This window comes from Porphyromonas sp. COT-108 OH1349 (assembly GCF_000768755.1).
Classification (GTDB): domain Bacteria; phylum Bacteroidota; class Bacteroidia; order Bacteroidales; family Porphyromonadaceae; genus Porphyromonas_A; species Porphyromonas_A canoris.
This window is the reverse complement of record NZ_JRAH01000013.1, coordinates 239,243-261,783: the sequence shown is the minus strand read 5'-3', so window position 1 is coordinate 261,783 and position 22,541 is coordinate 239,243. Positions and strand designations below refer to the sequence as shown.

Here is a 22,541-nt window from a genome sequence, read left to right as displayed (position 1 = left end):
AATGAATTTCGGGTGCGCGCTCTGCGTTAAAAATCTCTAATTTTTTGAGCCTTGCTTTCGACCGGAATCTTGCCGAAAAGAGTGCTTTTCTTTCCGCTTCGGAGGCACCGGAGAAGATTGGAAAGCTTCTCGGAAAAACGTATCTTTGCTGCGTTTATTCGGAACACTTTCCCTCCATGAAAGAGCTTGACAAGAGAAGAGATACAGACAGAATAGAACACGGCGTGCTCCAAGTGCGCGGTGCGCGTGTCCACAACCTCAAAAACATAGACGCGGATCTGCCACGCAACTCCCTCTGCGTCCTGACCGGACTGAGCGGCAGCGGGAAGTCTTCCCTCGCTTTCGACACCATATTCGCCGAAGGAAGCCGGCGCTACATCGAGACCTTTTCGAGCTATGCGAGAGGGTTTCTCGGCAACATGGAGCGTCCGGATGTGGACAAAATCACAGGGCTCAGCCCGGTGATCTCCATCGAACAGAAGACCACGAACAAAAATCCGCGCTCCACCGTCGGCACCACAACGGAGATATTCGACTTCCTCCGCCTCCTCTACGCCCGCGTCGCCACAGCCTACTCCTACAACACCGGCAGACCCATGGTGCGCTACACCGAAGAGCAGATCGTCTCCTCGATATGCTCCGCCTTCGCCGAGCAAAAGATTTATCTCCTCGCCCCGGTCGTGAAAGACAGAAAAGGACACTACCGCGAACTCCTGGAGCAGCTGCGCAAAAAAGGCTACCTCAACGTCCGGATAGACGGGCAGATGAGAGAGATAGAACGCAACATGGCACTTTCGAGGTATCAGATCCACAGAATTGAAGTAGTGATAGACCGGATAAAAGTCTCCGACAGCTCCGAAAGCAGGATAAAGGAGAGCGTCCGAACCGCTCTCAAGCAGGGGAAAGATCAGATGGTGGTCATAACCTTCGACGACCCCGACACGCCACACTACTACTCCCGCTCGCTCATGTGCCCCACCACGGGTCTCTCCTACTCCGAACCGGCACCCCACTCTTTCTCTTTCAACTCGCCCCGGGGAGCCTGTCCGAAGTGCAAAGGCCTCGGGCAGGTAACAGCCTTGCAGGCAGAGAAGATATTCCCCAACCCGAAGCTGAGCATCCGGGACGGAGGAATAGAGCCGATAGGAAAACTCAAGCGGAACATGATCTTTGCACAGCTCATGGCGATATGTGAACACCACGGCTTCTCCATAGACGACCCCGTGGGAGAGCTGCCCGAAGAGCTGATAGACGATATCCTGAACGGAACAAACTACACGCTGAACCGACCCAAAGAGATCCCCTCCGGGATGTTGCCCGAAAAGCTGCTGGAGTACAACGGACTTGCAGAGTACATCAACCGGTATGCGGAGATGGAAGAGTCGCACGCGGCAAGGAAGTGGGCAGAGCAGTTCAGCACTCATGTGCAGTGTCCGCTCTGCATGGGCAAACGGCTGAAAACCGAAAGCCTCCACTTTAAGATAGACGGCAAAGACATCATGGAGGTATCCTCGCTGCATCTGCCCGACTTCAAAGAGTGGATAAAGTCCCTGAAAACAAAGTTCGACAGCAGACAGTGGAGCATCGCAGAAGAGATCATCAAAGAGATAGATGCCAGAACGGACTTTCTTCTTGACGTCGGCTTGGATTATCTGAGCCTGAACCGCTCCTCCGGATCCCTGAGCGGAGGAGAGAGCCAACGCATACGCCTGGCAACTCAGATCGGAAGCAAGCTGGTCAATGTCCTCTATATCCTGGACGAACCGAGCATCGGTCTGCATCAGAGAGACAACGTAAAGCTCATTCACTCCCTCAAGAATCTTAGAGATCAGGGCAACTCTCTTATCGTCGTCGAGCACGACAAAGATATGATGCTGGAGGCAGACTATGTCGTAGACCTGGGCCCCGGAGCCGGACGCAAAGGCGGACGAGTGGTCTTTGCCGGCACGCCGAAAGAGATGCTCGAACAGGATACTCTCACCGCCCAATACCTCAAAGGGACAAAGAGGATAGAAGTGCCCGCCTCTCGCCGAAAAGGTTCGGGGGAACTCTTGGTGCTGAAAGGCGCTACGGGCAACAATCTCAAAGGAGATACCATGCGCCTTCCCATCGGGACATTGACCTGTATCACCGGAGTGTCGGGAAGCGGAAAGTCTTCTCTCATCAACTCTACCCTCTACCCCATTCTAAGCCAACACTTCTACCGCTCACAGACTGCCCCGCTGCCCTATGAAGAGATAGAGGGACTGGAATATATAGATAAGGTAGTCGCCGTGGATCAAAGCCCCATTGGCAGAATGCCTCGAAGCAATCCCGCAACCTATGTGGGGATTTTCACTTTGATACGCAGCCTCTTCGTGGAACTCCCCGAAAGTAAAATGCGCGGCTACAAGCCGGGACGCTTCTCATTTAATATTAAGGGCGGCAGGTGCGAAACCTGCAAAGGCAATGGCTACAAAACCATAGAGATGAACTTCCTGCCCGATGTCTACGTACCTTGTGAAGCGTGCAAGGGAAAACGCTACAACAGGGAGACGCTTGAAGTTCGGTATAAAGGAAAATCCATCTCCGACATCTTGGACATGACAGTCAATAGGGCTGTGGAGTTCTTTGAAAACAATCCGTCGATCCTAAAAAAAATAAAGACTCTGCAAGATGTGGGACTCGGTTACATCAAGCTTGGTCAGCCCTCTTCAACGCTATCCGGAGGAGAGTGCCAACGCATCAAGCTGGCAACAGAGCTCTCCAAAAGAGATACGGGAAAGACGATCTATTTCCTGGACGAACCCACCACGGGACTCCACTTCGAGGATATAAGAATGCTTCTGAACATCCTCCAAAGCCTTGTGGACAGAGGAAACACGGTGGTTGTGATAGAGCACAACTTAGACGTGATAAAGTCCGCAGACTATATCATAGACCTTGGCCCGGAAGGAGGTACGGGTGGCGGAGAAATCATCTTTCAAGGTACTCCGGAAGAGATGACCGCTCCGGAAGTACTCTCCAAATCTCACACGGCATACTTTCTAAACAAAGAGTTATGAATATAGAATCCTCTCTCGAAACTCTCAACAATGAGCAGCGAGAAGCTGTGCTATACTGTCAAGGACACTCCCTGATACTTGCAGGAGCAGGATCCGGTAAGACCCGTGTGCTGACAACCAAGGTAGCATACCTGATAGCACAAGGCTACGCTCCTTACAGCATCATGGCACTTACCTTTACCAACAAGGCAGCCAGAGAAATGCGAGAGCGTATAGCTTCTACCGTTGGCAGGAGTGTAGCGCAGATGATACCCATGGGGACATTTCACTCTATATTCTCTCGTATTCTAAGACACTACGCTTCCCATATCGGCTTTACCTCCTCTTACACGATATACGATACGGCAGACTCTCGCGCTCTCATCAAGAGCATCATAAAAGATATGAAGCTGGATGAGAAGCAGTATAAGCCCAATGCCGTTCAGAGCATCATATCAGGAGCAAAAAACAACATGGTATCTGCCAAGCAGTATGCTCTCTCTCCCGTTTTGACAGATGCGGACAGAAAGCGTCAGATGCCAAGGATAAAAGATATCTTTCTGCTCTATTCCGAAAGGTGTATTGCTGCCAATGCAATGGACTTCGATGATCTCCTACTCTATACTTACAGGCTTCTCAATGACCATCCGGAAGTAAGGGAAGAGCTGCAAGAGCGGTATAAGTTCATACTCGTAGATGAGTATCAGGACACCAACAGGGTGCAACATCAGATTGTGAAACTTTTGTGTGGTGAAGACTGTATGGTTTGCGTTGTCGGCGATGATAGTCAAAGCATCTACTCATTTCGAGGAGCTCGGATAGACAACATACTCAACTTCCGGAAGTCTTTTGAGAATGCCGCACTCTTCAAGCTCACAAAGAACTACCGCTCCACTTCCAATATCGTAGATTTGGCAAGCGGACTCATAGAGAAAAACACACAACGCATCCCGAAAGAGGTAGTAAGCGTGAAAGGACCGGGACAGAAAACCACTCTTATTTCATCTTACTCTGCCAACATAGAGGCACAAGCAGTAGGGGCAAGGATACTGCACCTTATACAAAGCGGTGTAGATCCGGAAGATATAGCCATCCTCTACCGCACCAATGCGCAAAGCCGTATATTGGAAGACCAGATCAGAGTGTTAGGCATCAAGCTAAGGATATATGGAGGGATGTCTTTCTACGAACGCAAAGAGGTGAAAGATGTTATCGCATACCTTCGCCTGTTGGTTAATATGGATGATGACGAAGCCTTCCGACGCATCTACAATATGCCGGCAAGAGGTATAGGAGCAACCTCTTTCGAGCAGTTGCACGCATTTGCAAAAGAAAAAGAGTGCTCCTATATGAATGCCATTGTCAATGAGCCCGACTTTTGCAATGCCCTCAAACCGGCCGCCGTAAAGAAGTTTAGAGCCTTTGCCGATATGATTTTGGGATTTAAGACAGAGGCTGCAAGCGCCACCCTGCTGGAATTAACACAAAATATCCTTCACAAAAGCGGACTGTACAGTCTGCTGGAATCCGATAAAACGGCAGAGGGAGAAGATCGTAAGCAGAATATTTCGGAGCTGCTCAATGCGATGGACGAATATACGGCTCTGAAGGAGGATGAAGGTGTGGAAGCACCCACACCGGAAGAGTATCTGCAAGAGGTTGCTCTCTATACGGATAGAGACCAAGACGAGAAAGACGATGCCCCTAAAATAACACTTATGACCATGCACACCTCCAAAGGGTTGGAGTATGACTATGTGTTTATAGTAGGTGTGGAGGATGGACTTATCCCGTCCGAACGGAGCATTGATACCATAAACGGAGTGGAAGAGGAGCGACGACTGCTCTATGTGGCTATCACAAGAGCCAAGATCGAGTGTTGTATCTCTTTTGCATACTCTCGTAGCAGCTACGGCAAGTATGTACAATCTTTCCCCAGCAGATTCTTGTACGACCTTGATGAAAAGTTCATCAACAACGAGAGCGATCTCAAATTCAGGAAAGAGAAGCACTCTCCCTCATTTCTTGCAAAAGCCATAACACGAGAGAAAAAGCTGGAACCCCTCAAAAACGTTTCCCAAGTAGCCACTACGCAAGCACTCTCCTACAAAGAGGGAGATCGCGTCAATCATCATATCTTTGGGGATGGGACCGTTCAAGAGATGGTTCAGAGCGATCATGGAATAAAAATAAAAATCATATTTGATACCGAAGGAGAAAAGCTACTCATAGCCCGCTATGCAAAGCTGACTCCGATCGAATAAAACAGACAACACCATACAATGGATACAGCATCTCTATTTCAATGGGCATTAGAGTCCTTGGACTACTTTACCATCACTCTCTTGATGATCATCGAGAGCTCTTTCATACCGTTCCCTTCCGAAGTGGTTATACCTCCTGCCGCATATAAAGCGGCTGCAACAGGCGAACTCAATGTCTATCTTGTAGTCTTATTCGGCACAATAGGAGCTACGATCGGAGCTCTCATCAACTACTATCTGGCTCTCTTTCTCGGACGAAAAATAGTTTACAGATTTGCCAACAGCCGCATAGGAGCGATGTGTCTTATCAATGAAGCCAAAGTACAGAAAGCGGAAAGCTTCTTCTATAAAAACGGAATCATATCCACCCTTATGGGCAGGCTTGTTCCGGGTATTCGCCAACTCATTTCCATTCCTGCCGGACTTGCCAAGATGAAACTTCCACAGTTCATCCTCTATACTTTTATCGGAGCAGGTGTTTGGAACGCCATTCTTGCAGCCATGGGCTACTACTTCGCTTCATTTGTTCCGCAAGATAAACTCATGGACTATGTCATGAAGAACAGCCATCTTTTAGGTTACATCTTCATGGGAATAGGTGTCATAATTGTTGCCGTACTCATCTACAAGGGGAGCAAAAAGCCCTCTAAGTCCTGAATATATCTTGTTGTTTCAAGTTCATCCATACTCTTATAAGTATCGTTCTGTACATTGATTGACACAGATAGAACGAAAGTACTTTTCACATTACAGCAAAGAAACAGTTAAGGGCTGACTCCTTTATGGGAAGTCAGCCCTTAAATTTTATGCGGTAATAATCTGGAGATTTTGTTTTTAACACTCCGATTTTCTTCATAAGAGTCTTCTTCATTCAGCACAATGAAAATTGTTTTCGCTCTTTATGATTTCCATACCGGATCCATTTTTTAGAACTCCATTGGATTATAGTATGCACTCCAGCTCTCAGGAACAGAATGGCTACCTTTTTCAGAATTATCCATAATCAATACGCGAACGCCAAGATTCTTAATGAAGCGCCCGGCTTGCTCATACATATACTTCTCAAATTTTAGCCACTCCTTTTTCGTTGTGTTCTTGTATTTCCAATTATAGTTAAGAATCGGTCGTGCTTGTTGGGACAAACCAACACATTTGAATATGAAATTATTTTTTGTATCCGTTATCTTTAAAATTGCACCGGGCAATCCCTGAAATTTCCACGGACCGAATCCGATAGGTATTTCTGATGTAAACCAAGCGATATAGTCTCTTCCTGCGTAATTCAATGTTGCTTTTTGACAATTATATCCCATAATAGAGTCTGTTTCGTTTTGGATATGCCAAGTCATCATTGGCACTTTTTCTTCATAACGATAAACTTCCGTTGTAAATGGAATTCTATTATCCACCGTAAACTCTTTTTTCAACAGATTTTGTCGTATCTCATACCCTTGCCACCCAATGTCATTCGGTTCAAAATATCCTACTACACGAACCAATGAATCATTGAGTATGTCGTTTTCTCTGAGATTCTTACTAAAGAAAGAGGTGTATCTCTTACCAATGAGCAGCACCATATCATCTTCGATACTTAGTTGTGTGTCATTCTCTGATGCTTTGGTCTGAAAATGATAGGTTAAGGTAAGATAGGCACTATCCAATACGCTATACTTATTGGGGTTAAGCGATGCTAATACAAATTCGGGACTATCCATTATATAAGACATCTGAACTTGAGCTTTCAGTTGCGTGGAATAGCTCAAAGAGATAATGAGAAGAATTGCCGAACGGACTAAAAATCTTGCATTCATAATTCATTTCTATTTTAATGATTAAAATAACTTAACTCTTACTCCAACCAAGAAAGTACGTCCTCTCAGTGCAACATCATTGACAGAAAGCAAAACACCACTATCTATGGCGCGATGATAAACAGTTTGATTAAATAGATTGATACACATGAGATTGAGAGTGGCACGTCTCAGTTTCCACTCAAGAGAGGTATTGAAAAGGTGAGTAACTCTATCGGATGAGAAATAACTGTTGTAATACACTTCAGATTCTGCTTTTAGCATAACAGGATCGAATAGATTGATCAGAAGATTGTTGCTGCTCTGTAGCATCCAGTAGTTATCCTTTTTTCCTTGATCCGTCACATAAGATTGAGAAAAAGAGACATTATTATTCGATGAAACTGATAGCCATTTAAGAGGTTGAGCCATACCACTTATCTGAGCCACTAAGAAGTTAGTATATCCATCATAGTGCTTGCCTCTGATTAGATAATTCTGCCGATCACGTCCGAGACTGATCATTTCAGATACTTTGCTGTTCCATTTATAAAAACCTTTTGAGAACTCCTGAGTAATCTGAAAAACCTGATAATATTTCTCTTGTTTAATAAGTTGATGAATGATTTTATCATTTTCCGATCCGTAAGCATTCATATAGCCTTTCCGTAGATCAGCCACAGTAAAGGATATATTGGCAAAGAGCATCTGTAATATGTCTTTATAATTGATGACGGCAGATGCTTTCAAACTTTTGTTACGCAAAGGAGCCAAACTTGCTTGGTTGTTAAAGAGAGTATGATAGTTGATATAATAACGATGAGACAACAACTCGAGTAAGCCATTGTACTCATCTTGATAAGAAGCGGAAGCCTTCACCTCAAAACGATCACTCGCTTTGTAATTGATTGAAAGCATTGGAGTGATATTCCAATAATGTTCCGATTGGATTTCGTTCTTTTCGCTCTCTTTTTGATAGCCTTTTATCCCGATTGGGCAATAGACAAACCATTGCCATGCTTGATGAGGATGAAAATAGGATAAGCGAGGCACTGCATAAAGACCATATTGAATCATAGACTCATTGGAGTGTTCATCGGATAGTGCTATTTTTAGTCTTTCAGCCTTGGTGATGGTATTGGCTCTTATATCAAAATGCGTCCATCCCACTTTCGTCCGATATAAGGACAAAGAGTGCTCCGTATCGAAAGAATATCTGTCGAATGTCTGTTGATTAAGTGGTATTTTTAGAGTCGATTGCGTTGTTCTAAAAGATAGCCTGGAGGAGATATGAGACAATAAGTGTTTGGAGGGTGTTTGCACTATCAAGCTATTGGATATGGCAAAATTTGTCTGACTCAAATTCTGTTGAACTGCTTCATTCATTTGCTTTAGATCTCCATCTGCATGACCGGTATTGAAGTGGGTATTAAAAGTATTTTTCAGATACCACTTCTTCGAGTTTAGTTTATAGTTGATATTGCTTGCTAAGTAGTGCCGTCTGTTTTGTAGGCTATTTTGCTCTTTGAAAATAAGCTGTTCGTTGTTATCCAAAAAGAAATTCCGATAATCGTTTGACTCTCTCTGCTCTTTATCATAGAGATAGTTGACATTTAATGCCAGAGTCCTGTCTTGATCAATCTTAAATAACTGATTTATAGAAGCCGAGTGAGTATCATTCAGATAAGACCAAGAGTTATTGATGGGAGCTTTATTGGGTAGTACTAGTCCTATTCCCTCTTCAGTATTGATATTGGTTGGTGCTTTGAGCTCTTGCCTCAAGTCGGTTCCTATATTGTTGCTTTTAAGCAAAGATATATTCTGATGCTTGGAAGCAAACTTCATTATATTAAAGTTTACATCTCTTGCCAGTGGCACTCCTCCCGCTTGGGCATCTAAAGTAGAAGCCCAAACTCCTTTGGCTCCCTGCTTTAGTCGGATATTGATAGCCGGCTGGTCGCTATACTCTTTGCCTCTTAATATCTTTGCCTCTTGATGATGTTGTAGAATTTGAACCGAAGCAATATCTTCTGCATTGATGTTATTTGTGGCAATATTGTACCTATTGTCAAGCAGGTTATTGCCTTCTATATAGAAATCTTTAATCCACTGACCATTGACCTGTATTTTACCTTCATTATCGACACTAATACCGGGCATCTTTTTTAGAAGATCTTTCAAAACTCGATCATTCTTACTGAAATAAGCTCCCGCAGTATAGCTGATAGTATCCCCTCTTGTTCTTATTTTGGAAGCTTTGACTGTAACTTCTTGCAATCTGTGAACTTCTTGTTCTACCTTAAAATCTATCTTTTGTGATTTATTCTCTATCTCTTTTACAATCGTTTTTATACCCAATCCTTTAACTGTCAAACGAATCCGTTTTAGCTCCGCAGCGTTAATAACTAAAGAATAGCGACCATTTGTATCTGCTTGCGTATACGAAAGTGGTCGATTATTCTGCAGAGATGTCCCTATTACGAATATTAAGTTATCACCAATTGGAGTGATTGTACCTTCTATCCGAACTTGAGCATAAGAGACTTTGAAAGTAGTAAATATGAATATCACCAAAAAGAGCAGACGTTTCATAGGTTTAATATAAGGTATAGAGAGGAGCAATATATCTTATAGGAAATTCGCCCCTATGCTAATTCATTGATTAAAACATCAACTTCAAGATTGTGTCAAGGATTTATTCTTTATCCCATGTGCATTTGTAGCCCTACAATCTGTGTAATCATAAAAAAGCGATTAACAAAAAATACCCTAATAGAATTTTCTAACTCTAATAGGATATTCCAAAAGTAATACATTTATTTTACCTTAACAATGTCTATACGAAGCATCTTCACATTTTTATATTACTATCTGACAAAGCCTTTATCTTATATTCACCTATACAATCAAAAGGTTGGTCTCCATACAGTCATAACTTGTTAAGAATTTCGCTAAGAGAAACACGAAATGATATAGTCTTTTCTGTTCTGCACATTCCGGTATTAAGGACAATGAATAGCAAACTCAATGTTATTCTCTTATTATTAAGTTCTTAGGTTTTATTCTTTTTTATCCGAAGGTCTATATTTTCTTAAGACAGCAAGCGCCTCTTTTCCGGTGTAAAATATATGTATCCCAACACCATCCCTCCTCCCAAGAGTATCAGGTTGGCGATGTCTCGCATATCGTATCCCATCAGTTCTTCTATCGGACGTACTGAGCCAATGTAAGTATAGGTTGCAAATGGCAGATAAGAGCCAATCGGTTCGTTCGTAACAAAGATTGCAATACCTGTCAAAAGAATGCACGAAATAACGGGCAGCGTAAAGTTTCGGGAGAACAAACTGAAAACCAACTCTATCATCCCGACACAGAATGAAGCCAGCAAGATCCTTGAGAGAATTTGTAGCGATGGCAACCAAACGGCATACTCTGCAAATGGATATGCCGGCATTAAAAAACCTAACAGATACCCGCCCAAAATGAAGCCTGCCCACGTAATAACAGACACTATTACGATCAGAAAAAATAGCACAAGCACTTTAGACAGATAGAGCTTCCACTTTGTAACAGGCAGAGAAAAGAGAGACCTGATGTTGTCATTCTGAAACTCTATCTCACAAAGCAGGTAAGATACAACTGTTACAACCAGTGGCAGCATCAACGAAAGGATAGGAAGGCTTTGGCGAGACCAGATCGTCATCCATGGATTACCGACATACTGAGGCATCTCATAGTCAAAAAGTCCGCTCCGTCCCTTATAGAGCATATAGATAAGTGCAAGCAGGTAGACGAGCAAAGGGGATAACAGACAGGAAACAATGATCCTGTTGTGAAAAACTTTATAGATCTCGGCTCCGCATAGAGCCGAAAGAGAGAGCTTGGATTTCATAACTATCTATTCTGTAAGGTGGATAAAAGCATTTTCGAGAGCAGAGCCTTTGTGGGTTATGTTGTATATAGAGATTCCGTCTTTCGACATGGAAGCTATCAGGCGAGCAAATTCATTTTCGTTCCCGATCTCAAACTCCACATGATTTGAATCATGAACGCCCAGCAAAGAAAAGTTGGAGTCATACCCCAGACGAGTGATGACAGAGGTATCATTGACCTTAAAACTTACGATGTCGGGCTGTTTTCTTGTCAGACCGTCAATATTCCCTTGGTAAAGTATTCTGCCTTCGTGGATGATGGCGACGTGGTCTGCCAGCTTCTCCAACTCCTCCAAGATATGGCTCGAAAGGAATATGGTTACTCCCTCTTCCCGGTTCAGCCGCTTCAATATCAATCTTAACTCATATATCCCCTGAGGATCCAACGCATTGAGAGGCTCGTCAAGAATCAGCATCTTCGGGCGATTGAACAGACACATGGCCAGACCAAGACGCTGCTTCAATCCGGATGAAAGAGAAAGGGCTTTCTTGTTGGCATGATCACTGAGCCCCATTAGGGACAATACCTCCTCTTTTCGTTGTTTGCCCATCCCGAATATAGTATCAAGGTAGTTCAGATTTTCCGATACGGTCAGAAACGGATAAAAAAATGGGTGTTCTATCATACTACCGGAGAAAGAGCGCAGAAGGAGTGGAGACTCTTTAAGATTAACACCTCGAAAAAAAATCTCCCCTCTCCCTATCGGAAGCAACCCCAATAACAGCCTTATGGTGGTAGATTTTCCCTCTCCGTTTTTTCCCAAATAGCCAAACACGGATCCTTGAGGCACTTCCATATCGACTCCTCGAAGGACTTGGTTGCCTTGATAAGCAAAATGCAACCCTTTTATAGATAGTATGCTATCCATAGAACTAAATTTTTAATTAAACCATGCATCAAAGGTATATAATATATCTGTTATTATCAAAATCCAACGAAGGCTATTGTATCAGAAAGTATGCTTTAGATGGTTTATCAATACTTTCTACCCTTTTATTAGATAGCTTTGTGTCTTCTCTGTTTCTAACTTAAACACGAATGAAAAGTGTTCCATACACGTATAAAAGAAAGATTGATGCCTTACAGAAGTGTAGTTCAAGGCTTGATAGGTAAAAACCGAGCTTTGAATATTGGAAAGCAAGGCATGAAGTGGAAAGAGCAAAGTGTGAAGCGGAGAGAGCAAGCCTTGCTTCTAACTTTCTAACCTATTCAAGAAAGAAAAAGACCATGTTTAGCAGATAATCTAAACATGGTCTTTATGATTATGATAGTGGGATAACAGTGAGGGCTGCCTTTATCTTAAATGAGAGGCAATCTTCTACCGATAATCTTTCTACGGCTCTACCCTATCGAACAGAAAGGAGTATATGATGTAGTTGTCCAATCCAAACTTGGTTTTCCACTCAATGGGCGGAACTTTGCTATAATTGATGGCGCAGTAGGAACCGAATCCGTCCTCCATATAGAGGGGAGGAATGAAAACAAATAAAGGTGTAAAGACTCCGCGTTCAAACTTCGGATAGGCATGAGCGACGGAGAAAAAGATATAGTCTTTTGCCTGCTGCTCGTCCACTTTCAGTTCACGAGTGGCATCTTGCTTGAGTATGGGCAGATTGAAGCTCACTTTTAACGTGGCTTTTCCATCTTTATTCTTTGAAATCTGCCCAAGTCCGGAAAGAGGGTAAGATGTATATAGATCATTTTGGGAACGATGTGCCAAAATGTCGGCGAAAGAGATCGTGTCTCTCGCTACCGAGCCTCCTTCGATCTTCTCGATAAGTATCGCCTTGGGATGAGTCAGGGGCAAGGAGGAAGAGATTTTCAGTTTGTAGAGACGGACACCCAGAAAGTCCAACAGGTCGGACATATCACCTTCGGGAAGAGTATCGGTAACGGATAGAGTGTCGTCCTGCTCCCGGCTTTGCGCATTAGAAAGCAGAGGAAAAGAAAGAAGGAGTAGAAAGAGTAGAATTTTGTTCATAACAAATAAGTAGAATAAGGGTATAAAAAAGGGAATCTTCGATCGGGCAAAGCCGATGAAAGATCCCCTTTCTGTTTTATCTATGTCTTTATTGCTGTTTAATAGAAGCGTACTCTATTGTCAACAACATCCATCTTAGACATGAGCAGTCTCAAAGCCTGCATTCTTACCTTAGACTGAAGGTTGGCTTGGATAAGATCTCCTGCGTTTGCACCGGTTAGAGGAGAGTTGATATTAGGTACTCTCTCTTCAACCTTCACTACATAAACGCCATTCATACCCTTTACAGGAAGAACCTTATTGAGCGGAGCAGAAGCCGCCACAGCATTGAGAGCAGGTTCAAAACCGACACCATCTATTCTGGTACTTGCAAAGCCCAAGTGTTTCAAAGTATCTGCCGGAAGAGAGTGAGCAGCTGCAAATGCTTCCAAAGACTGAGGATTTTCAGACTTCAACTGTGCGAAGAGCTTTTCAACCTTCTTTTCGTTCAATAATACAGGACGAATCTCTTCTTTCGATTCTTCAAATGGCTTGTAACCTTGAGGTATCTCCTTGCGTACAACAGCCATTACGAACTTGTCGTCATAGTCTTTAATGTCGGAGATAGATCCCTTCGGGTTATTGAATGCCCAGCGTACCAGCTCTCTACTGCTTTGGATATTTTGAGCAATAGCGGAAGATGATGGGTAAACTTCCATGTTGTAAAGCACTTGATAACCCTTGTTGATCGCAGCTGTATCTATACCTTCTGCCTTATTGTAAGCAGCCTTGAATGAGCTGATATCGTTGTATGCCTTAGTATATGTCTCTGTTCCGGGCTCTACACTCTTTGAAAGATATGCCACCTTATACTTATTGACCGGAGCTGTAGCCTTATCGACCAAAAGGATGTGCTCTCCAAAACGAGATGTAAACTTGAATGGCTTATTGATCTGAGCAGAGAAAAGAGCATCGCGGAACTCTTCACCGAACGATTGCAAGGCTTGTACCTCTGTTACCCAACCAAGTTCGCCTGCGTTGTCTTTAGAGCCGGGATCTTGAGAGAACTGTGCTGCAAGATCCGAGAAAGCTGCCGGAGTAGAACCCAATACATTCAAAAGGCTGTCTATAACCTTAGTGCCTTCGGCTGTTGAGGGTTGTAGGATGTGGCGGATGAATATTGAGTCCGGAGCCACTTTCCTGCCAACAAGCTTTGCCACGGCGTATGTACCGCTGTTTTGATGTACCGGCAGTACGGCACCAACCTCTGCACTCTTCAGCTCGTCCAACATTCCAGTGTAGAAGTATTCCGAAGAAAGGAGACCTTCTGAAAGGTATGAGTCGATATACTTCATATCTGAATAAGAAGAGATAATATCGTCATAGTTTTCTCCTTGAGCAAGTTCTGCCGCAGCGTCTTCTATATCTTTCTTTGTGTCTTCCTTATCTTTTTCACTCGGAAGAAGAGTAGAGTAAATCACGTCAACTACTCTATATGCAGGCACTTTGAACATCTCTTTGTGAGTGTTGTAGTACTCTTTCATCTCTGCATCAGAGACAGAAACAAGAGAGTCCGGCATTGCAAAAGAGTTTTGTGCAACATAAGCGATGGTTGCAATCTCTTTTTCTTCTGTGGTTGCAGCAGCTATATCCAGCTTATTTGCAACAATTCCTTTGGTCAAAAGAGCATCGTACTTCTCATTCAAGCGGAACTCTTTGACTTGATTTTCTATGGACAACCAGTAAGCACGGTATTGTAGCAACTGCTGACGGAGTTCGGGAGATGCTTCGTTTACCTGCTTCTCTCCAATAGACTTTCTAAACTCGATAAATCCATTTCTGTCAAAGTTGCCCTGCTCATCCTTAAACATCGGAGATTGTAGGATAAGAGGAGAAATGTTTTCACCTTGAACAAGATCGTAAACCTCATCCGGAGAGATGGTAAGACCAATCTTTTCGGCTTCGCTATTCAAAACATTCTCCATGATGATCATAGAGTAGACTTGATTGCGAATCTGTTGGTAGTCTGCCTCTGTGAGCTCTCTGTTTCCACTGAACATCTTGTAGTTTTCAGTGGTCTCTTCCACTCTCTTTTCAAAATCTTGAATCTTGACATTCTCACCATTTACACTCAATACAACCATCTGGCTGTCTTGAAACAAAGCAGACCCTCCTCTGAAAAGGTCTCCAAGTACAAATGCAAGCATAGCCAAGCCCAATAGTACAACGAGCAAGATTGCATACTTACTTCTGATTTTCTCTAATGTTGCCATATAATGATATTATAGTTTTAATTTACATGATTTACGAGGAACAAAGGTACATATTTTTTACTGTATAGCTACACTATTCAGGGGAATTAGCTATGGTCAAACGTACCAACATTATTTTATTTTTTGTCGCTCTTATAATATTAAACTTAAAGCTTGGTTCCAAGAAGATAGCATCTCCTCTATTGGGCAGGGATTGATGATGATCCAATATCAATCCGGCTATGGTAAGATAGTCCGGAGAGGTAGGCAGATCAAGATCAAATTTATCGTTAATGTCATCAATCTCGGCACGCCCCGAAAAGATGTATTCGTTATCTCCGATCTTCTTCATCACAACCGATAGAGTGTCGTGCTCATCCTCTATATCACCAAAGATCTCTTCCAAAAGATCTTCGAGTGTAACTATTCCGGCTGTACCTCCAAGCTCATCCACGACAACGGCAATGCTCATCTTTTCCTGCATGAGCTTCTTCATCATCTTCTGAGCAAGTACACTTTCTGGAGCGTAAAGCGTAGATCGGATGCTCTCTCTCCAGTCTCCTCTCTGCTCGGAAAACATTTCCACCGAGTGTATATAGCCGATGATGTCGTCTATTGTATCTCTATAAACTATTATTTTGGAGAATCCGGAAGAGATAAACAACTCTAAAAGCTCTTGCCTTGTGGTGTTTTCTTCCACAGCAACAATCTCGTTGCGAGGGATCAGACAATCTCTTAGGTGAATATCGGAAAAGTCTATCGCATTCTGTAGTATCTTTACTCCTCCTACCGTAGTCTCTTTACCTGCAGAGGTGTCGCCTTGATTTATCTCTATATAATTGTCCAAATCTATTTTGCCGAGCTTTACCTCTGCACTCATGTCCTTTCTTATTCCGAACAGGAACAGCAACAGATTGGACAAGAGAGCGGAAAACTTTGCGATAGGATAGAGGATGATGTAGATCAGAGCAAGGGGGAAAGAGAAAAATCTTAAGCTCCAGTTGGGATTGATTTTGGCAATAGCTTTGGGTATAAATTCTGCTGTTACAAGAATGATGGCGGTGGAGATAAGTGTCTGAGCAAGGACAACAAGAAACGGATTGGAAATAAAACGGGAAAGAGGAGGCTCCAAAAGCTGAGCCATAAGGAGACCAAAAACGACCAAAGCAATATTATTCCCCACAAGCATTGTGGTAATAAACTGTCCCGGATTGTTAAAGAAAAGTGTTTGCAGCCGTCCAATACGGTTGGAAGAAGATTTGTCTAACTCTATACGTAGCCTGTCCGATGAGACAAAAGCAATCTCCATCCCGGAGAAAAAGGCTGAAAATAAGATGCAAATAAAAATGTAAAGATAAATCATGGCTCTTCCTGATAAGTCTTGACTTAATTGGTCGTCGTGTTAATATCGGACTTATGTTTAAGTTTTTTCTCCTCTTTCTTTTTAGGAAGAGAGTCCGTAGGAGTGGTAGAAGCAGAAGATGTTCCGGAAGAAGCCTTTGAGTTGACCATCTCTCCGTCTTGCAGTAAAAAGTTTGCCATAGACTTCTTAAACTCAAACCGGGTCATCTGTTCGTTACTCTCAAATCCCTCGATACCTTCTATCTGATTTCCATTGGCGAGATCTACCCTCACATATTCATCGGAATATATAAGTTGTCTTGTTCTATTCCAAAACATTCTATTGGTTGTAAACCTATCTCCCAATAGATTGATGATCTCAACATTTCCTATCAACTCCCAAGTATCTCGTCCTACATAGTAAAAAGCAGTATCGGACTTTACGGTAGCTTGCGGTACAAACAGGGTATCAAACTGCTCCAGATATATTCCTTTCGGGAAGCTCCACTGATCCAAAGTATCGTTATTATAAATGTACCACTCGTCTGCCTTTAGCTTATATTTCGTAACGCCGGAATCCGAAATCAATGTCTCCACTCCACGAGTATACACGATATATGCAATGCTGTCCGAATTGTCTTTTATAGCATCTGTCTTTGCACCTCCGCAAGATACCAGAATAGATGAGAGACATAATGCAACAATAACACAACCCCATACTTGAGGTTGTGTTATTGCATTTATAAGGGTCTTAAGACCTTGTTTATGATCTTTGTCGTTGTCCACGTTTAGCTATTACTTCACACGAATAGTGGTACTTTCACCTATCCATCCACCGATAGCCATGCTTTGTCCCTCTTTAAGATCAGGGTGCATAAAGACATCTTCCTTGCTTGGATAGTAAGATCTGTATCTTGCGATCAATCTTCCTGCTTCCGCTGCAATGGATGGGTCTATCGCTCTTGCTCTTTCAAGCTTATCCACTGCAAGGCAATAAACGATGCGAGACTTCACTGAGTCGTCCGGGAAGATTGAGTTGGCTGTTGCTGCATAAGCATTAGCAATCAATACCAATGGTGCTCCAAAGCCCGACTTTTCTTCCATAGCCTTGTTGGCATATTGTCTTGCACGAGAGTATTGACCTTGTTCGTATGCAAGCTGAGCGATGATATAATATATATCTCCCTTTTGGTCTGAAGAGGTAGAAAGAGATGCAGCTTCCTCAAAGAGTTGATTCGCTCTTACTCTATCCTTATTCAGGTGAGCTCTTTTAGCAAGCCCCAAAGCAGCTTCAGCCGAAGGAGAGATAGCATAAGCAAACTCAGATGCACGGAAATAGACATCACTTTCCTGGCAGTTTACTCTACGAAGAAGAGCGATAACATTATCCAAGTACTCCTTGTTGTCTTTGTTCTCTTCTATCTTACTACCATATATCTTTTGAAGCATATCGCAACTTGCAGCTCCACTTGAAGCAAATTGTGTATCTGCTGCAGTTTTAAGGTCTGTGTAGAGCTGTTGTCTGTCTGCATCACCACTTTCTTGGGCTTTCTTGAGAGCATCTTCGTAGTACTTGGAGATAGTCAGATACTCATTTATATATTGCTCTTTGTGATCTGCATTCTTAATCACCTTCACCATAGAAGAGTAGAGGTAGAAGTTCAGAGCCATATAGTCTGTCTTTTCTTTCTTCTCTGCCACGATATCCTTAAGCCAGTTGTAAACCATTTCATAGTCTGCCTTTTCAGCCATTACCTCTATATAGTCTGAAACCTTAGAAGCTAAAATATAGTCAGGACCAAATTGCGGATCGTTTGCGAAATACTTCATTCTTGTATCGTAAACCTCCATAAGCTGGCTGATGAACTCTGTTTTCTCTTGTGGCGTTTTTGCTTGTGCCACCTTCCATTTCAAGATTTGAGGACCGACGATATAGATATCCTTAGTCATATCGGGGCAGTTCTTGTAAACCTTCAACCAGAAATCGTAAGCATCCTGAAAGTTGTTGGTCTTAGCATGAATCTTGAAGTAAGACACATTCTTACGACACTCTGTTGTATCAATAGCAGCATTCGGAGTAGAGTCTGCTATCACAGAAGCAACATTGTTAGCCTTAGAAGACCATGCACTCATTGCGATCATGGCAATGGTAAAAAGTAGTGTTTTTTTCATCTTATATTCTGTTTTGCTATTTTACATTCTTTGTTATCTATCACAAAAGACCTTTACAGTCGTTATCATCAATATATCTTGAGTTTACGGAACCACGTTTCACTGAAGTTTATACTCACGGAGAGCTTTATCGCGTCCTCTTTCAAGATAGCTTGTTTATCATTCAGACTCTTAACGTACTCCAAGCTCAGATTAAGGAGAGAAGCTCTCTCGTCATTAACATATATAGGAAGTCCGAGACCGAGAGATAGCCCTAAGGTCGAAGACTGTCCCCATTTATGATGTTGTATATAAGGTGTTGCATAGTTGAGCCCTGCACGATACACTATGTTGTCCGAATAGGTTCGAGAGAAAGGATTGGGAGTATAAGAAGCACCCAAAGCAACCTGCCAAGCATCCTTATATGATACATTCTGCTTTTCAAACAGATTGGGAACGCTTTCCCAATTTGTATATTTGACGTCCAATGCAGTCAAAAGTTTATTCTTATAATTAAAACTTCCACCGACTCCTATCTCCATAGGCAACTTACCAACGTAAGACTCTTCTTTGGTGGTAACATCGGGAGTAAGGACTTTACCAAAATCTCTATCTTCAAAAAGTACCATCTTAGGTCTATGACCCAAAGAAGGAGAAAATGTAGCTCCCAACACGGACTCCCACTCTTTGGTGCGATGATGATACTGTGCTCCAAACGCAGCCGACCATGTGGATGTATGCCATGTTTCTCTCACAAAACGTGTATTGATCAACGATGAATTGGGTTGAGAAAGCACTTCATGTATCGTAGAACCAAAAAGGTAATTGACCTTTGCTCCCAGCGATAACTTCTCAAACAACTTAAAACCAACTCCCATGTAAGCATTCTGCAACGATCCCTCACCCTTGAAAGTCTGTTTATAAGTAGCATTGGGGAATCCTTCAATATCTCCGGAAGTTTGTGCCAAATACCCCACTCTCGAATAAGGGATAACGCCAAGGCTCAGACCCACAGAGTTGAAAAGAGACATCTGAAACGCCAGATAGTCTATGTTCGCCTGGAATGTACTCTTTTTAAGCTGATTCTCTCTGAACATCTTATAGTTTGAGGTGAGTCCTATATCAAAGACAAAAGATAGAGAATCCACAACAGAGAAGGCTGCCGGATTTTTGAAGTTGATCATACCATCTTGACGCAACCCTATACCGACACCTCCCATACCTCTGTACGAAACAGGGGAAGGATCTACCAAAGAGCCGTAACCATAACGAGAGAGGGGCGAAGTCTCAATATTTTGAGCCTCGGCTACTCCCACGAAACAAACCATTGCCACTGCAAACATTGCAGCAAGCCTTTGTACTATCTTTCTATACATTCGCTATCAATATCTCATTTAGTCCTGTCTGAACAAGACAACCATCTGCAAAGATGGTATTTTTCGCTATTGTTTCAAAATAAATTCGGTCTCCGCCCGTTAAATAAACCAAAACAGGAGCAACCTCTTTCGTTATCTTCTCCACCCATCCAGCCACTTCCAGCACGGCGGAAGAGACGGTACCGTGATAGATACACTCTTCGGTGTTCTGTCCTATGAGAGACCCCGGATTCAATTTCTTGGATACCAAAGGCAGTCTGTGCGTGTAGTCGTGAAGAGCTTTCAGCCTCATATCCAGTCCGGGAGCTATGACACCTCCTTCGTAAACTCCATTCCGAACAAGATCTATCGTAATTGCCGTTCCGCAATCTATGACCAAAAAATCTTTTCCTTCAGCAAACAGATAAGCCCCTACACACGCCGCAATCCGATCCTGCCCCAGTTGCTCCGGAGAGTTGTAGGCAATCTTGAAAGGCAGACGAAGTGTCGAGAGGTTGAAAGGAATGGTTTTCAACCCTATTCCATTCAGCTCGGCTTCCAAGACCGAACAAGGTACCGACGTCGATATTACCATGCTCCTGACGCTCTCTTTCGGTATATCGAGATCTTCCAAAGCCTGTTGCAATGGTAGAATAAGCTCCTTTACGGAAGAGGAAGAGTGTTCCCAGAGAGCGACCCGTCCGTGGTATAGAGTGGCTTTTAAGGCGGTATTACCGCTATCTATGGTCAAGAAAAAAGAGCCGACCAAAGATGTTCCTGCCGGAGACTTCCAGCAGTCGGTAAGAAGCGACAACTCCTTTTCCAATACCTCTGCAACCACAAAATTGCTTCCGCAAACCAGAACAACAGACTCTTCAGGGGCTATCATTGCTGCCGAGTATGCCTGTTCCAAAGCTTTCCACACCGGCTTAACCACAGTGTAATCAAGCGCATTGGAAGATGCCAGATCCGATAGTTTCTCCGCGGCACAAGCACGTTCGCCTCTGCTTTGGGTGATGTAATAGCGTGCACGTTTGGGCAGCATATCAAAGACGGCAGAGACATCCTTATCTTCCGCCATGCCTATCACGATATGAAGCTGTTTCCCTTTATCGAGGACAGACTCCAGGTAAGGGCTGAGATGAGCCCATGCTCCGACATTGTGCCCGGTGTCTATATAAAGATCCGGCATGCTGCTCAGCTTCTGCATCCGACCTGCAAGCCCTACACTCTCTACGTTCCAAAAACCTTTCCGGACAGCGTCCGAGTCTATTTTCGATCCCTTCAAAAGAGTCTCAAGAAGCCCTAAAGCGGTCAGCACCGTAGTGGCATTCTCCAGCTGATGAGCACCTTTGAGAGGGAGCTTTATCTCTCCAAAACGACAGCTATCCAGCTTATATCCTCCCTCCGAATCCTCTTCGTAAGAGCGCAGAACGGCTTTTCTGTCGCAGAGATAAAGCGGAGCACTCTCCTGCCGAGCCTTATCTTCCACCACCTGTCTCACCTCTTCACTCTCATGGTTACCCAATACAACGGAAATGCCGGGCTTTATAATACCGGCTTTCTCACCGGCTATCGCAGCCAATGTATCTCCCAAGTAGGTGGTATGATCGAGGCTGACATTGGTGATAATACTCAAAACGGGCGTGATGACATTGGTACTGTCCAAGCGTCCTCCCATTCCGACCTCTATCACGGCAATATCCACTTTTTTATGGACGTAGTAGGCAAATGCCATTGCCGTGGTAAGCTCGAAAAAAGAGGGAGAGAGCCCAAGCTCCCTGCACCATTCTCTGGCAGAGTTGCAGAAATCTATAACAAACTCTTGCTCTATCACTTTGCCATCTACACGGATTCTTTCGGAAAAATCTACAAGGTGAGGGGATGTGAACAAGCCTACTCGAAGTCCGCTTTCATGCAGCACCGAGGCAAGAAGAGAAGAGGTTGATCCCTTCCCATTGGTACCTGCCACATGAATGGTAGATATTTTCAGATGAGGATTGCCAAGCTTCTCGAGGAGTTTTAAGACCGTTTCCAATCCCGGCTTATACGCCTTTCCCCCCACGTTCTGAAACATGGGAAAGCTATTGAAAAGATAAGTGGTTGCTTCTGAATATGTGGATATTCTGTCCTTCATTTTTCTATTCAAGGGGCAAAAATACACATAATTTTTCTTCCTTAATAGCTTTCAGACAAGTTATTTTATACTCCTCTCCGATGCTCGTTCAAAGAACAGCTATGCCACCCGACAGCACAAGAGAAAAAGAGAGCATTTCAAGCATATTCTTTCGGCTTAACGTGTTTAATTTTTCAATGAACACGTTTACCGATTTCATTAAACACGTTTACCGGATTCGATTAACGTGTTTAGCCAAAAACATCAAACTACTAAATATCAATAGATTAACTATTTTCGCCCTAAAATGCCCCTGAAAAGGCAAATTTCTTTATTAGGAAACGTTTACAGACAAA

The 22,541-nt window shown here is 43.3% G+C and carries 14 protein-coding genes; 3 read left to right on the top strand and 11 right to left on the bottom strand.

The window, feature by feature from the left end; translation table 11 throughout:
* Positions 1–176: 176 nt before the first annotated feature.
* From uvrA to JT26_RS03005, 3 genes are read left to right on the top strand one after another with little or no spacing between them, the layout of a single operon-like run.
* A complete protein-coding gene (uvrA, locus tag JT26_RS03015; protein ID WP_036846400.1) occupies positions 177–3,044 on the top strand; it encodes an excinuclease ABC subunit UvrA in 2,868 nt (955 codons plus the stop codon).
* Positions 3,041–5,287, top strand: a complete 2,247-nt coding sequence (locus tag JT26_RS03010) for an ATP-dependent helicase (RefSeq protein ID WP_036845868.1) — start codon at positions 3,041–3,043, stop codon at positions 5,285–5,287. The genes uvrA and JT26_RS03010 overlap by 4 nt, the downstream gene beginning before the upstream one ends.
* 18 nt (positions 5,288–5,305) lie before the next feature.
* Positions 5,306–5,944, top strand: coding sequence for a DedA family protein (locus JT26_RS03005; RefSeq protein WP_036845865.1), 639 nt, complete (start codon positions 5,306–5,308; stop codon positions 5,942–5,944).
* A gap of 269 nt (positions 5,945–6,213) precedes the next feature.
* Here the strand turns inward: JT26_RS03005 and JT26_RS10110 are convergent, their stop codons facing one another.
* From JT26_RS10110 to JT26_RS10790, 11 genes are all read right to left on the bottom strand, one after another.
* Positions 6,214–7,098: a GLPGLI family protein gene (locus JT26_RS10110; RefSeq protein ID WP_052110318.1), complete on the bottom strand. Its 885-nt coding sequence runs from the start codon at positions 7,096–7,098 to the stop codon at positions 6,214–6,216.
* Between the two features lie 21 nt (positions 7,099–7,119).
* Complete coding sequence (locus tag JT26_RS02995; RefSeq protein WP_235300010.1) at positions 7,120–9,450, bottom strand: hypothetical protein; 2,331 nt, start codon at positions 9,448–9,450, stop codon at positions 7,120–7,122.
* Between the two features lie 718 nt (positions 9,451–10,168).
* On the bottom strand, positions 10,169–10,969 hold the full coding sequence (locus JT26_RS02990; RefSeq protein ID WP_036845859.1) for an ABC transporter permease: 801 nt from the start codon (positions 10,967–10,969) through the stop codon (positions 10,169–10,171).
* Between the two features lie 6 nt (positions 10,970–10,975).
* Positions 10,976–11,878, bottom strand: coding sequence for an ABC transporter ATP-binding protein (locus tag JT26_RS02985; RefSeq protein ID WP_036845857.1), 903 nt, complete (start codon positions 11,876–11,878; stop codon positions 10,976–10,978).
* Positions 11,879–12,343: 465 nt separating this feature from the next.
* The gene (locus tag JT26_RS02980) at positions 12,344–12,991 is read right to left on the bottom strand and encodes a hypothetical protein (RefSeq protein WP_036845854.1); all 648 of its coding nucleotides are present in this window, start codon (positions 12,989–12,991) and stop codon (positions 12,344–12,346) included.
* A gap of 98 nt (positions 12,992–13,089) precedes the next feature.
* Complete coding sequence (locus JT26_RS02975; protein WP_036845851.1) at positions 13,090–15,243, bottom strand: peptidylprolyl isomerase; 2,154 nt, start codon at positions 15,241–15,243, stop codon at positions 13,090–13,092.
* Between the two features lie 73 nt (positions 15,244–15,316).
* Positions 15,317–16,585 (bottom strand): hemolysin family protein, encoded by a 1,269-nt coding sequence (locus JT26_RS02970; protein WP_036791785.1) that lies wholly within the window; start codon positions 16,583–16,585, stop codon positions 15,317–15,319.
* Positions 16,586–16,608: 23 nt separating this feature from the next.
* Positions 16,609–17,349, bottom strand: coding sequence for an LPS export ABC transporter periplasmic protein LptC (gene lptC, locus JT26_RS02965; RefSeq protein WP_052110317.1), 741 nt, complete (start codon positions 17,347–17,349; stop codon positions 16,609–16,611).
* 9 nt (positions 17,350–17,358) lie between these two features.
* The gene (locus JT26_RS02960) at positions 17,359–18,735 is read right to left on the bottom strand and encodes a lipopolysaccharide assembly protein LapB (protein WP_036845848.1); all 1,377 of its coding nucleotides are present in this window, start codon (positions 18,733–18,735) and stop codon (positions 17,359–17,361) included.
* 68 nt (positions 18,736–18,803) lie between these two features.
* The gene (locus JT26_RS02955) at positions 18,804–20,090 is read right to left on the bottom strand and encodes a hypothetical protein (protein WP_036845845.1); all 1,287 of its coding nucleotides are present in this window, start codon (positions 20,088–20,090) and stop codon (positions 18,804–18,806) included.
* Positions 20,083–22,206, bottom strand: a complete 2,124-nt coding sequence (locus JT26_RS10790; RefSeq protein ID WP_052110316.1) for a type III pantothenate kinase — start codon at positions 22,204–22,206, stop codon at positions 20,083–20,085. The genes JT26_RS02955 and JT26_RS10790 overlap by 8 nt, the downstream gene beginning before the upstream one ends.
* Between the last annotated feature and the right edge of the window lie 335 nt (positions 22,207–22,541).